At 53.4% G+C, this 13,012-nt stretch carries 15 protein-coding genes; 6 read left to right on the forward strand and 9 right to left on the reverse strand.

Annotated features, from left to right (window positions below; genetic code table 11):
• Positions 1 to 813, reverse strand: coding sequence for a DUF63 family protein (locus tag ACZ5M3_RS03540; protein WP_464840305.1), 813 nt, complete (start codon positions 811 to 813; stop codon positions 1 to 3).
• A 73-nt stretch (positions 814 to 886) separates the two neighbouring features.
• On the opposite strand from ACZ5M3_RS03540, the gene ACZ5M3_RS03545 reads away from it, so the two are divergent.
• Together ACZ5M3_RS03545 and ACZ5M3_RS03550 are read left to right on the forward strand one after the other, a co-directional pair.
• Positions 887 to 1,927: an NAD(P)-dependent glycerol-1-phosphate dehydrogenase gene (locus tag ACZ5M3_RS03545; RefSeq protein ID WP_297091315.1), complete on the forward strand. Its 1,041-nt coding sequence runs from the start codon at positions 887 to 889 to the stop codon at positions 1,925 to 1,927.
• A gap of 30 nt (positions 1,928 to 1,957) precedes the next feature.
• Positions 1,958 to 2,392, forward strand: coding sequence for a UPF0179 family protein (locus ACZ5M3_RS03550; protein ID WP_464840306.1), 435 nt, complete (start codon positions 1,958 to 1,960; stop codon positions 2,390 to 2,392).
• Here the strand turns inward: ACZ5M3_RS03550 and ACZ5M3_RS03555 are convergent.
• Positions 2,389 to 3,393, reverse strand: a complete 1,005-nt coding sequence (locus tag ACZ5M3_RS03555) for a 5-oxoprolinase subunit C family protein (protein ID WP_464840307.1) — start codon at positions 3,391 to 3,393, stop codon at positions 2,389 to 2,391. The two genes, ACZ5M3_RS03550 and ACZ5M3_RS03555, sit on opposite strands and share 4 nt — an antisense overlap.
• Complete coding sequence (pxpB, locus tag ACZ5M3_RS03560; protein ID WP_464840308.1) at positions 3,386 to 4,090, reverse strand: 5-oxoprolinase subunit PxpB; 705 nt, start codon at positions 4,088 to 4,090, stop codon at positions 3,386 to 3,388. The genes ACZ5M3_RS03555 and pxpB overlap by 8 nt, the downstream gene beginning before the upstream one ends.
• A 119-nt stretch (positions 4,091 to 4,209) precedes the next feature.
• Here pxpB and ACZ5M3_RS03565 point away from each other — a divergent pair, with 119 nt between their 5' ends.
• Positions 4,210 to 5,658 (forward strand): hypothetical protein, encoded by a 1,449-nt coding sequence (locus ACZ5M3_RS03565; RefSeq protein ID WP_464840309.1) that lies wholly within the window; start codon positions 4,210 to 4,212, stop codon positions 5,656 to 5,658.
• Here ACZ5M3_RS03565 and ACZ5M3_RS03570 read toward each other — a convergent pair.
• Entirely contained in the window at positions 5,655 to 6,419 is a 765-nt protein-coding gene (locus ACZ5M3_RS03570) for a LamB/YcsF family protein (protein ID WP_464841076.1), read from the reverse strand. The two genes, ACZ5M3_RS03565 and ACZ5M3_RS03570, sit on opposite strands and share 4 nt — an antisense overlap.
• A gap of 62 nt (positions 6,420 to 6,481) precedes the next feature.
• Between ACZ5M3_RS03570 and ACZ5M3_RS03575 the strand changes: the two genes are divergently transcribed.
• The gene (locus ACZ5M3_RS03575) at positions 6,482 to 6,982 is read left to right on the forward strand and encodes a type II toxin-antitoxin system VapC family toxin (protein WP_464841077.1); all 501 of its coding nucleotides are present in this window, start codon (positions 6,482 to 6,484) and stop codon (positions 6,980 to 6,982) included.
• Here ACZ5M3_RS03575 and ACZ5M3_RS03580 read toward each other — a convergent pair.
• The 5 genes from ACZ5M3_RS03580 to ACZ5M3_RS03600 all read right to left on the reverse strand — a co-directional run bounded on the left by ACZ5M3_RS03580 (position 6,979) and on the right by ACZ5M3_RS03600 (position 10,617).
• Positions 6,979 to 8,520: a protein cytosolic protein gene (locus ACZ5M3_RS03580; protein ID WP_464840310.1), complete on the reverse strand. Its 1,542-nt coding sequence runs from the start codon at positions 8,518 to 8,520 to the stop codon at positions 6,979 to 6,981. The genes ACZ5M3_RS03575 and ACZ5M3_RS03580 overlap by 4 nt on opposite strands.
• Before the next feature lie 230 nt (positions 8,521 to 8,750).
• A complete protein-coding gene (locus ACZ5M3_RS03585; RefSeq protein WP_464840311.1) occupies positions 8,751 to 9,149 on the reverse strand; it encodes a hypothetical protein in 399 nt (132 codons plus the stop codon).
• 27 nt (positions 9,150 to 9,176) lie between these two features.
• On the reverse strand, positions 9,177 to 9,509 hold the full coding sequence (locus ACZ5M3_RS03590; protein WP_464840312.1) for a hypothetical protein: 333 nt from the start codon (positions 9,507 to 9,509) through the stop codon (positions 9,177 to 9,179).
• Positions 9,506 to 10,336, reverse strand: coding sequence for a DNA-3-methyladenine glycosylase family protein (locus ACZ5M3_RS03595; protein ID WP_464840313.1), 831 nt, complete (start codon positions 10,334 to 10,336; stop codon positions 9,506 to 9,508). Before ACZ5M3_RS03595 ends, ACZ5M3_RS03590 begins: the two co-directional genes overlap by 4 nt.
• Positions 10,318 to 10,617 carry a hypothetical protein gene (locus tag ACZ5M3_RS03600; RefSeq protein WP_464840314.1) on the reverse strand — a complete coding sequence of 100 codons (300 nt, stop codon included), beginning with the start codon at positions 10,615 to 10,617 and terminating at the stop codon, positions 10,318 to 10,320. Before ACZ5M3_RS03600 ends, ACZ5M3_RS03595 begins: the two co-directional genes overlap by 19 nt.
• Before the next feature lie 91 nt (positions 10,618 to 10,708).
• On the opposite strand from ACZ5M3_RS03600, the gene ACZ5M3_RS03605 reads away from it, so the two are divergent.
• Complete coding sequence (locus ACZ5M3_RS03605) at positions 10,709 to 12,049, forward strand: NfeD family protein (RefSeq protein ID WP_464840315.1); 1,341 nt, start codon at positions 10,709 to 10,711, stop codon at positions 12,047 to 12,049.
• Positions 12,050 to 12,895 (forward strand): slipin family protein, encoded by an 846-nt coding sequence (locus ACZ5M3_RS03610; protein WP_464840316.1) that lies wholly within the window; start codon positions 12,050 to 12,052, stop codon positions 12,893 to 12,895.
• The last annotated feature ends 117 nt before the right edge of the window (positions 12,896 to 13,012 follow it).

Raw genomic sequence — 13,012 nt, forward strand, 5'->3', positions numbered from 1 at the left:
TCAACCACCCATAAGCATTATCAGCAGATTTCTCGTTCCCGGCCCAAAGCCGAGGATGAACATCGTAAGCTTCACGAAGTTTATCAAATCCGGGTCTTCGTCCGCCATGACCCTGTCCAGTATCCACACGATGGGCAGCAGTATCAGAAACTTCTCGGCGTATATAACCATCGGCGTCCCGAACGTGTCCATCAGCCACCTCGCGAGGACGTGCTGCTCCCAGAAGCCGAGGAACTGGATTCCAACGAACGTCGTTGTGGCGTCGTAGAAGTGGGTGTAGAAGAGGAGCGAGTTGTCCCTAACGAGGGCGAGCTTCTTCGAGACGAACCATATGAAGGCCTCGGCTATTATCAGCGCCGGAATAAAGTACCTGAAGACCTCAGGGTTGAAGTTAACCTTTCCCAGGTTTATTATTAGGACGAAGACGAGCCCGCCGAGCAGAACCCACCCGAAGTCCCGGTAGAGGAGGTAGAGTGTCTCACCCGGCCCGACGTGCTTCCACACGACGTAGAGGGAGGCTATTGCGAAGGCCGCTATGACGAAGTAGCCGCCAGGGCTGACGGTCAGGTATGTTCGGGGCAGAATCCCGACGTCCGTCATGCTCCTCATCAGCGGGCCAAGGATTATGTACGGAATGAGCGCCTTGAAGAAGCGGTCGTCGACCTTTATCCCCATCCGCTTGAGCATCTTGTAGAGGAGTATCACGGCTATGCCCAGGATTACAGCGTAAACAACCGTGTTCACAGGGTTGTAGCCCTGGTTCTCCTGTATCGGCCTGATGAAGTACTCGTAAAAGAACTCGTAGAGCCCCATTCTACCACCATAGACTGTTGTTCCGATAGCCTTAAAGCTTTTCCCACCCATAGTTATTAGGACGGTGGTTGAGATGCATCTGATGCAGCTGCCCAGAGAGGTGCTGTTGGGCGAAAATCTGAGGGGAGAGGCCGTTAATGTCGCGAAGAGGCTCGGTCTGGGCGAGAGGGCCCTAGTTCTCTACGGACCGAAGACTAAAGAGATAGCCGGGAAGGATATTGAGAAGAGCCTCCGGGAGTCGTTCGATGTGAGCGCGCTGGTGATCAGGGAGGCCAGCATGGAAGAGGTTGAGCGAACCCTCGCTAAAATTAGGGACGGTAACGCTGACTGGCTCATAGCAGTTGGCGGGGGAAGCATCATAGACGTCGCCAAGCTCGCCTCGTTTAAAGCCGGGGTTCCCTTCATAAGCTTCCCGACAACGGCCTCACACGACGGAATAGCAAGCGCAAATGCATCCATCAGGGACCTCGGAACCAAGACGTCCGTCAAGGCCGTGCCGCCCGTGGCGGTGATAGCCGACGTCAGGGTCATCAAGACCGCCCCCTACCGCTACCTCGCAGCGGGAGTTGGCGACATGATAAGCAACCTGACCGCGGTTAAAGACTGGCAGCTGGCCCACAGGATAAAGGGCGAGTACTACAGCGAGTACGCGGCCTCGCTGAGCCTGATGAGCGCCAAGATGGTGATAAAGAATGCAGACATAATACGCCTCGGCAACGAGGAGAGCGTGAGGAAGGTGGTGAAGGGCCTCATCTCGTGCGGCGTGGCCATGAGCATAGCGGGCTCTTCGAGGCCTGCAAGCGGTGCAGAGCACCTCTTCAGCCACGCGCTCGATGCTATAGCGCCGAAACCGGCTCTGCACGGCGAGCAGGTCGGCGTTGGGACGATAATAATGGCCTACCTCCACGGCCTCAGGTGGGAAAAAATTAGGGAAACCTTAAAGAAGGTCGGAGCGCCAACTAACGCATACGAGCTTGGGATCGACCCGGAGTATATAATCGAGGCGTTGACGATCGCCCATACGATACGGCCCGAGAGGTACACGATCCTAGGGAAGGACGGTCTCACGCGAGAAGCCGCCGAAAAGGCCGCTAAAATCACCGGAGTCATCTGAAGATCATCACTCACTACGGAGGTGTTTGGAATGGCAATAATCACGTTAGTTGGGGAAAAGCTGGCAAGACCTGGAGTCGAATTCATATATTACGGCCCGGCAGAACCGTGCAAGACGTGCAAGCTCGCAGGAGTTTGCGTCGGAAACCTCGAACCCGGCAGGAGGTATAAAATCCTCCGGGTAAGGAGCATGCCCTCTCACTCCTGCCCGCTTCACGAGGGCAAGGTTCGCGTCGTCGAGGTGGTCGAGCCGAGCGTTGAAGTTGCAATAGAGCCAAGGCTGGCCATAGCGGGCTCGGTGATTAAGCTCCACCTTGCGGACTGCAGCGACAAGGAAAAGGCTGACCTGTTCCGGCCGGAGGGGCTCTTCGACGGCGACAGCGTCAAAATAATAGAAATCCTCGGCGACGTCGAGTGCGACGGCAAGACCTACAAGGTCGTTAAGGTCATGCGCAGGAAGGACTAACCCTCTCTTTCCACTTTTGTGAATGCAACCAGCTCTTCTCCCCCCGTTCTCATCCTGTACGCGCGCATCTTCCCGTCAAGGAAGTCTCTGATTGCCATCAGGGTTCTCTCACGTCTGATCAGAAGCTCCCGGGCTTCATCGACGCTCACTGCCTCAAACCTCAGCCTCTCGCCCGGCCTGCTTTGCGCCACCCTCGGCAGGTCAGCTGAGGCAACAACCCCTATCTTCGCGTAGCCGCCGGTCGTCTGGGCGTCGCGCATCATCACTATCGGCTTTCCACTCGCTGGAATCTGGACTGTTCCGGGCAGCAGGGGCTCCGTAACTATGTCGGCTCCCCTCCGCGAGTGCTCCACCACCGGCCCGTCCAGCCGGTAACCCATCCTGTCGGACTCGGGAGTTACCGTGTAGACCTCACTCAGGAAGGTCTCTACTCCCTCTTCGGTGAAGTGGTCGAGGTTCGGGCCGAGAACGACGCGGACGGTCTTTTCCTTAGCCGAATAGTCGGGTCTCAGCTCCGGAGGAAGGTACCTCCCCTCCTTTCCGGTCAGTACCGCGTAGCCGAGGTTCAGCACATCCCCGGCCTTCAGCGGCCGTCCAAGACCTGTCTTGGGGTAGACAGAGCAGCTTCCCAAAAGTTTCTCGCACTTAATGCCGCCGGCGAAGGCGATGTAGCCGTAAAGGCCGCTTCTCAAAGTTCCGACTTCGAGGATGTCCCCTCTCTTCGCCCAGTGGCTCGTCCAGGGTTTTATTGGAGCCCCGTTGAGCCTCACCTCAGCGTCTCCCGCAACGGCAAAGACACAGGAAGCGTTTAACCTTACCGTCGGCCCGGTGAGGAGGAACTCAAGTAGGGGCGCATCTCCGGGATTTCCAACGAGGTAGTTGGCGATTCTTGCCGAGACATAATCCATGAAGCCAGAAACCGGGACGCCGAGCTTTCTGTATCCCTCCCTCCCGGAGTCCTGAACGGTTAAGAGCGAGGGGACTTTGATGAGTTCAATCATTTTCCTGCCCCCACTCCTCTCCATACAACTCGCTGAATTCCTCCTCATCTACTGGGACGAACTTCACCCTGTCCCCCGGCTGGAGGAGCGTCGGTGGCTTCTTTGCCGGGTTAAAGAGCCTCAGTGGCGTTCTACCTATCAGCCGCCAGCCGCCGGGGCTTTCGAGGGGGTAGATGCCCGTCTGCTTTCCCGCTATCCCCACAGAGCCGGCGGGAACCTTCAGGCGGGGCTTTTCGAGCCTCGGGACGGAGATCCTCTCATCCATGCCGCCGAGGTAGGCGAAGCCCGGGAGAAACCCCAAGAAGTAGACGCGGTATGTCGGTCTGGAATGTATCTCGATGACGTCGTCGACGCTCAGGCCGTTGTGTTCCGCCACGAAGTCTATATCCGGCCCGTACTCACCGCCGTAAACGACGGGAACCTCGACGAGCCTGCCCTCAAAGGCCTCGATTTTGACATCCAAGAAGCCTTTAATCGCCTTTTCTACCGTTTCATAGCCTGCTTTGAGTGGGTCGTAGACCACGAGGAGGGAGGAATACGAAGGCACAACCTCAACGAGCCAGTCTGGGGATGCTTTTTCAACCGCACTCGCTATCGCGTGGACGCGGTCGTTTACATAATCGTCTATGACCTCACCGAAACTTATGAGAAGGGCGGAGTCGCCGGCGGGTTTGATTTCCACCTTTATTCCCTCCATAGTCAGCGTTACAAAGATTATGTTTAAAACACTTGACCTCTCAGTGAGATTGGGGGAGCTCTATGATCTTACTGAGTGACATCAAAGGATTCATCACCACATATTGGGGTACACTACTTATGTTGCTCTTCACTGGCATGGTTGTGGGAATGTTTTATTTGTTTGGAGTTGATCTTCGCCGGGACGATTTAGTGCAATTTGTAGACCTGTTCTTTCAGGTATTCCTGACACTTGTAGTTGTTATGACATCCATCGGTGCCATTCATATTCAGACTGCATACAAGGAATACGCTAAGCCTATTTTGGAGGATTATATCTCTGACATTATTAGTCTAACTTTTTTGTTGTTAGTCACAAGTTTTGCAATACGATTCGTAAACATCAAAAGTGCAGGTTCTCTCGTTATAGCAGTCGTATCATTTTTATGGCTTGTCATGAGTGTCTTACTAGTACAGTATGTATTCTCAAAGCTCAAAGTATTATTCACAATATCTCCAGCAACAATAGCAAAGATGGTATCAAAGGATGGAAGAGCACTAGCTAGTATCCTTAAAAAAACCAACGGAAATCCTTGGGAAGTTTTCCCGTACCTTCATGCAATGTTGGATCTAATAAAAGTTTCCCTTAGTGAACCAAATTCCAATTATCAGACCGCAAATGTTGCTAATGAAATTTCAAAATCTATCGAATATGCTGAGTACTGGGATCCTCAGTGGTGGAGACTCCATACTTGGATACAAGTGGATGTACTCGGTCCACAACTTGAAGCTTTGTTTAAGTACTGGATTCCTTCCTCTGTGGTGATTCCCATCAAGGAAGCACATCAAAAAGATCCAACTTTAGTATTTAGCGTCAGAAGCATTTTTGAAAATTTGGGAGAAGTACTAGTTAATAACTACTTTTTCATCTATCCTGCATTTGAGGACTTTATTAGAAATTTGGAAGAACTTTCAAAGATTGATCTTGAGTTTAAAAAAATTGAAAAAGAAATGTTGTCCTCAGCATTAGACAAACTATTGGAGTTCAAAGTTTCCAATTTTGAACATATGAAATTAAACAGAGAGCCACAATGTAAATTAGTTTTAGAACACATTTATAATAATCTCGCCGGAATACTTGAAAAGCCTCTGACTTCAGTTCCCAAGTTGATAGAACTTGCTCTTTATTATCCTGGTGATACCCAGTATTATGTATCCTTACATGACAAAGTCAGACTCTACGAAAAAGCCGTTGAAGTTTTGAAGAGATACCCACAAATACTCACAAATATGTTCGATTTTGAACTTGAAAAACTTCCTTTAGGGCTTGAAGTTTACGATATAACTTTGGCATTTGTGGAATATTTGATGAATAAATGGGACAAAATACACTGGACTACATTAACAACGAAAATATCAGAAAATTTGGTTGTGTTGTTTCAGAAACTGAAGACATTTGGATACTCAATAGAAGTCTCTGGAACAAGACTCGTAATTGGAAATAAAGAATTCAGTCTAAAGACAAAAGAGCAAATAGAGTTCTTTGAATCGGCAATCAGGAATCTAAACACTAATAGTCAAGAAAATTAAACAATCTCCCCCATCGGCACTACCTTAACTCCCTCCCCCTCAAGGACTTTCCTGATGTGGGCCGCTATCTCCACAGCCTTCGGGTTGTCGCCGTGGACGCAGATGCTGTCCACCTTCAGCTCAATCCATTCGCCGTTTATCGCTTTAACGCCGCCGTCTTTAACCATCGAAATAACTCGCTCGGCTATCTCTTCCTTATCGTGAATCACTGCTCCTGGCTTCGACCTTGAAACGAGGGTTCCGTCAGGGTTGTATGCCCTGTCCGCGAAAGCCTCGTGGGCGACCTTAACGCCCATTTCCTCGGCTATTTCAGCAGGTTTTGAACCCGAGAGGGCGACGAAGATGAGGTTTCTATCGAAGTCTGCCACCCCCTCGATGACGGCCCTCGCGAGCTCTTCTTCCTTAACAAGCGCGTTGTAGAGGGCACCGTGCGGCTTGACGTGCTGGATCTCAAGACCTCCCGCTTTAACGAAGGCGTAGAGTGCCCCTATCTGGTAAAGTATGTAGTTCCTCGCTTCCTCAGGAGTGAGCTTCATGTAGCGTCTTCCAAAGCCAAGCAGATCAGGGTAACCGGGGTGTGCGCCAACTGCGACGTTTTTCTCCTTCGCGAGCCCCACAGTCCTTCTCATGACGAGCGGGTCGCCGGCGTGCCAGCCGGTGGCGACGTTGGCGCTCGTGATGTAGTTCATCACCTCCTCGTCGAGGCCCAGCTTATAGCGGCCGAAGCTCTCGCCCAGGTCCGAGTTCAGGTCGACCTTCATTCCCACCACCGCTCCCCTTTCGACGGAAATCTAAAAAAGGGTTTCTCCGAGTTGGCACCATGATGGAAAAGGGGAAAGTCCAGGTGATCGATGCCGCGATCTTCATTCAGGGGATGGACGTTGAGGGGGTCACGACGCCGAAGGTCGTCGAGGAGGTGAGGGACCCCGAGTCGAGGCTTTTCCTCGAAGGTCTCATCAGCGCGGGCAAGGTTAAGGTTCTTCTTCCCTCAAAGGAGAGCCTTGAAAGGGTGAAAGAAGCGGCAAAAAAGACAGGCGAGCTCGGAGAGCTGAGTGAAGCAGATATCGAGGTTCTCGCACTCGCCTACGAGCTCAATGGAGTCCTCTTCACCGACGACTACAACCTCCAGAACATCGCAAAAACACTGGGAATAGAGTTCAGAACCCTGAAGCGCGGGATAAAGAAGGTCATCCGCTGGAACTACGTCTGCATCGGCTGCGGGAGGAAGTTTAGGGAGATGCCGCCTGATGGCGCATGCCCCGACTGTGGCAGTCCTGTGAGGCTGATACCGAGGAGAAGGAGAAAAAAGATGAAGGGCCATTAGCCCTCTGATGTCCCGCCACCTTCTGGGCAGATCCCTGTGCGGGGGTTGCATTTTGAACTGAACGACGGGAAGACCGTAACATCTGCATACATTGAGCTGAGCCAGTACTCGTTTCCATCATATTCAAAGCGGACTGGGCTCTTGTAGAACGTGCCAGAGAGCTTCCTGTAGCTGTGTTTTAGTTCCACTGTTATGCCCACGAGTGCATACTCGGAGCGGTATTTGGTCACGCCGACACCGGCTGAGAGCAGTATTGGATACACATCCGTTCCAATTGGTCCCTTAAGTTTCGGCAGTACGGGAGCGGCCAAACTGAACAGCGGTATTGTCGAGACGCTCTGGGAAACTTCGAGGTTGTTGACCTCAATGAAGTCCTCTGACTTGACGGTAAAGCCCGACCTCCAGTAGCGCTCGATGTAGTACATTGCCCTTCTGAACGTGCCCCCGTACCTTGAGGGAGGGCCGTCCTCCTTGCCCCACGCGGGAACCAGCTTCCCGTTGCGGATTTCGGGCTGGGCCATCACAACGTACATAGTGACTTTCAGGGGAGTTTTTCCGCGGTAGAGCCTGTATCTGGCAAGGGCGATGTCGCCCCTGATTCCTATCCCCACGACTGTTGGCCGCCTTATGTTTTCTCCCCTAATCCTCACCACCTTATTAAGCCACAGCCTCGTTCCCTTGAGCGTGTACACCATCCCCGCTATTTGGGCCTCGTAGTTTGCTCCCGTGCCGCTCCTGTCAACTGCCGCAACAGCGGAGAAGCCTATCTCAACGCCCAGGGTTCTGGAAGACCTAAACTGCTCTCTAAGGAGAACGTCGTCAATTTCTCCCACGTCACCGTTCAAGAAAGCGGCAGCCAGAGGTATCACCGTGTTGTCCCTTGTGTCGTACACCTTTTCGAGTACCCAGTCAAAGCAGACCGAAGTTCCGTAGGGACCGGGGTAGCACTCTTCTGGAAATGAACCCGGAGGGAAGGAATCAACACCGGCCGTTTTCCCCGAGATGTCCGCAGTTTTGTTTAAGTTCTCAAGCTCCCTTGCAGAGATCAGCGGGTGAAAACCGCCGACGATCGACACCCTGAAGCTCCTTCCCCTAAGAACTTCCCCGAGGTTCAGGGGCACTCCCTTGACAAAATAGCCAAGCCCGTCCTTTTTACTGCCAGTGCCGAGGAGAACAATCCCGGGATTCACAAGGGAAGGATCGGTTCCGGTTTTTCTGAGATGCTCCTCCCAAGTTCTGAGGTATCTTTCAATCCGCTTATAGTCCAGCGCAATCGAGCCCCCGCCTGCGTAGGTACCAAGGTCAACAGGCGTGCCGTTGGGAAGCATTCCGAGAACGGTGACGGTGTTCACACCTTTGCCTGAAAGGATGACTCTCGCTTCCGGTTTCCTGAACGGCAGTGTACGATAGTAGGCAATCTTAACCTCCGTGTAGTCGCTCGCCTCAACCGGCGTGCTGAACACTGCCCAGAAAATAGCGGACATTACCAGAAGGCCGAGACCCAGTGCAACAATTTTCCTGCGTCTCACTGATACCACCGACGTTAATAAACAACTTCGAGTATAAAAGATTTTCGATTTGATATTGGTACAAAAAGCTACAGAACGTCCGGTATCTACGCCCCGGACGGGCTCGGCGCTCATAGGGCACGTCACAACCACAGAGCGGTTCAGCCCGTCTTGGAATCGTCACTGCCCGTCCGGGACGGCGTCAGGGCCAGTCCTCGTCATCACGTTGTTCGGTGCAATTCGCTCTCATCATCCGCGGTTCAACCTTGGAGGTAGTAGGATATAAGCTTTCTCAGCTCAGGGTTGCGCTCCGGCTTAAGACCCAAGAAGCGCTTGAGCTGGCTGTTCTCGGCCACTAAGCCGGAGAGCTCGATGGCGAGTATCTTGTTGTCCTCGCTCAGGCCGTAGGCCTTGAAGCGGAGCGGGGCGTACTCCTTCTCAAGCTCCCACGTTCTCTCTTCGAGTTCTCCGACCTTCCTTTCCAGCTCCTCAAGGTTTCCCCTCGGCTCACGGAACTCGCCGGTCAGGGCTATCTCAATTATCCTCTCAACGGGGACTCCGTATCTCTCGCTGAGGCGCTTGAGTTCTACCCACAGTCCCTCGTCCAGCTCAACTTCAATCTTTCCGAAGCCCTTTTCGGGCTTAATGATGAGCTTCATCCCGTTCACACTCCCTGAACGATTTGTTCACGATCCGTGAACTTTCTCAAGCTCTCTCCTTTTCTCCTCGACCTTCACCCTCAGCTCTGCGTTCTCCTTCCTGAGCCTCTCCCTCTCCGCCATCATGAACTCCTTGTCCCTCAGAGCTTTCTCGTAGAACTCCCTGAGCTCCTCTATCTCCCCCTCCATCTTCCTGAGCTTCTCCTCAAGCTTGGCTGTCCTCTCCAGCAGAACCTCCTCGCGCTCGGCCTTCAGGGTATCCCCCACCCTTGGAAGGCTCTCGTGGAGGAGGGAGGCAACATCCTTGCCCCTGAGGGCTTTGAACTTTTCCCTGGGCAGAACAATCATGACTTTTTTCATTTCTTCCTCCTCTCCGGCTCGGTCTTCCTGTCGTAGCAGAGGATGTAAAAGGCCAGAAGCCCCTTCCACTCCCCGTAGGGTTCTATGATTTCCCTCACGTCCCGCTCCTTAACCTCTTTCACTCTCCTCCCGAAAATCTTCGCTATCCCCCTCCTCAGCCCGAGGTCTCCGGCCGGATAGACGTTCTTTCTGAGCCCATAAGCCAGAAAGAGCTCGGCGCTCCACTTCCCTATTCCCCGGAACCTCGTGAGGTATCTAACGGCATCCTCAACGTCCCTGTCCCAGAGTTCGAGGTCGAGGTTTTTGGCAAGGTACAGCTCCGTTAGGGACTTTATGTAGCCCGCCCTATAACCGAGCTTGGTACTTTTCAGCTCCTCTTCACTCAAAGACGCTATCCTCTCCGGGGCGGGGAACACGTGTAGATCCCCAACCGGCCTGCCCGCGAGCCTTACAAGGTTCGCTATCGTCCTCTGGGCAAATTCAAAGTTCACCTGCTGTTGGGCTATTACCTCCACCAGCGCCTGGTAGGGGTTCGGGGCGGCAGGTATGGTCAAGCCCCTAAACTCCTCGGCGAGGAAAGCGAAGGGGGAGTCGCTTATCTCGGCGTAAAAGGAATCCAGATCCGTACCGAGGCCCAGGATGAAGGACAGCTTTTCCTTCGCGAACTTCCTTTCTCCCCTGCTCCATGAGTCCGGAAAGATGAAGTCCTCCCCATCGTAGCCGGCGATACCGCTCTCAAAAGCCTGGTAGAAAACACCGCCTTCGAACTTCCACGTTCCGTTGCGTATCATCTCGTGTGCGGTTTTACTCAGGTCAATCTCAGCCATCGGTCGAGCTTAACGGGGTTCTCCCTTATATCCTTTAGGGTCGAGACGTAGAGCCTCTTCCCATCAATGGAGCGTTTGATTTGAATCTCTCCCTTTTCTTCGAGGAAGCGGAGAGCGTCCTTTATATCCTCCGCGCGGACATCAAAGTTCTTTTTCAGGAACTCCCAGTACGGCTCGTGGTTGGAATACCTGGCCGCCTCCCTCACGAGCTTCCATGCCCGCCCAACCTTTTCACCGCCCCTGGCAACCCGGTAGAGCTTGGTGAGGGTCTTCAAACTCATATTAAGAGATTGATGCCCAAGATATAAATCACTTTTGGAGAACAGGCAAAAGATTTAAACCCTCCAGTAGTATTATTATCAGGCGGTACTGATGAGACCGAAGATTGCATTGGCTGTCCTGCTGATGCTTGCCCTGCTCCTTCCGAGCGCCCATGCTCAGAGCAACGTGGTCTACGTGGCCAAAGTTGATGGTATGATTACCGGCTACACCGTTGACCAGTTCGACAGGTACATCAGCGAAGCTGAGAAGAACAATGCAGAGGCAATAATAATTGAGCTCAACACCCCCGGTGGCCGCGCCGATGCGATGCAGGCCATCGTTACGAGAATCCAGAACGCCAAAGTTCCGGTTATAATCTACGTCTATCCCTCGGGGGGGATGGCCGCCTCGGCCGGGACATACATAGCCCTCAGCTCGCACCTGATAGCGATGAGCCCCGGCACGGTGATAGGGGCGTGCAGACCGATACTCGGCTACGGCCAGAACGGGAGCATAGTGGAGGCGCCGCCGAAGATAACCAACTTCTACATAGCGTACCTCCGGGAGCTCGCGAAAATGAGCGGCAGGAACGAGACCCTCGCGGAGGAGTTCATAACACAGGACAGAAGCGTGACCCCGGAGGAGGCCCTGAAATACGGCGTTATCGAGGTCATCGCGACGAACGTTAACGAGCTCCTCCAGAAGGCCGACGGAATGGAGACCAAAATCCCCGTGGCGGGGAAGGGGAAAGTAACCCTGCACCTAAAGGATGCGGAGGTCGTGTACATCGAGCCTTCCTTCAGGGACACCGTCGTTAAGTACATAACCGACCCAACGATAGCGTACATCCTCCTCAACATCGGGTTCATTGGGCTCATATTCGGCTTTCTCACGCCCGGCTGGCACGTCCCCGAAACGATAGGGGCCATAATGCTTGTTCTCGGCCTTATAGGTCTCGGATACTTTGGATACAGCAGCGCGGCATTAATACTCATCGTCCTGGCCATGATATTCTTCATCGCCGAGGCGCTGACGCCGACCTTTGGCCTGTTCACCGTGGCGGGCGTCGTAACGTTCGTACTGGGTGGAATCATGCTCTTCAGCGGAAACGGGGGTGAATACCTGGTGACCGGCGAAACGTACTCGATGCTCAGAATAGCAATCATCGTCATGGCGATACTCCTCGGACTGTTCTTCCTCTTCGGCGCGGCGACCGTGGTCAAGGCACATCGGAAGAAGCCCGAAGCGGGCAGGGAAGAGCTTGTGGGTCAGGTCGGCAAGGTCGTTGAGGAGCTTGATCCTGAGGGGGTTGTCAAGCTCCACGGAGAGCTATGGAAGGCCGTGAGCAGGGATGGCAGCAGAATCCCGGTCGGGGATAGGATCCGGGTTGTTGAAGTCAGAGGGCTCACCCTTATAGTTGAAAGAGTTGAAGAAAGGAAGGAGGGAGTGTGAATGGCCATAGCGGCTACCACCATAGTACTGGCCGTTGTTTTGTTGTTTGTGTTGATTATACTGGCAAGCGCCATAAAGATAGTCAAGGAATACGAAAGGGCAGTGATATTCCGCCTTGGAAGGATAGTAGGGGCCAGGGGGCCCGGACTGTTCTTCATAATCCCCATATTCGAAAAGGCAGTGATAGTCGACCTGCGTACAAGGGTTCTCGACGTTCCGGTCCAGGAGACCATAACCAAGGACAACGTTCCCGTCAGGGTCAATGCGGTCGTCTACTTCCGCGTCATAGACCCGGTTAAGGCCGTCACACAGGTCAGCAACTACATAATGGCGACAAGCCAGATAGCGCAGACGACGCTGAGGAGCGTTATCGGTCAGGCGCACCTGGACGAACTGCTGAGCGAGAGGGAGAAGCTCAACCTCCAGCTCCAGAAGATAATCGACGAGGCCACAGATCCGTGGGGAATAAAGGTCACCACCGTCGAGATAAAGGACGTTGAGCTTCCGAGCGGAATGCAGAGAGCCATGGCAAGGCAGGCAGAGGCCGAGCGTGAGAGGCGTGCAAGGATACTCCTGGCAGAGGCCGAGCGCCAGGCCGCCGAGAAGCTCCGCGACGCGGCAGAGATAGTGTCCCAGCACCCGATGGCACTCCAGCTCAGGACGCTCCAGACCATAAGCGACGTCGCCAGCGACAAGAGCAACGTCATCGTTCTCACGCTGCCAATGGAGATGCTGAAGCTTTTCAGGAGTCTTGCCGACACCGCGGAGGTCGCCAGGGTAAAACTTGAGAAAGAAATCCAAGATGAAGCCGAAAGGGAAGCCAAGGAGGAAGCCAAGCAAGAGTAAGGCGCGAATGGCGTTTCTTCTATTTTTTCTTTTCTCCCCCTGGATGAACCGCAAAAAATAAAAGCATTGTCTGCATACTTCATACACACAGAGGCAGCGCTCCGTATAAAATTAAAA

The organism is Thermococcus coalescens, assembly GCF_055392585.1.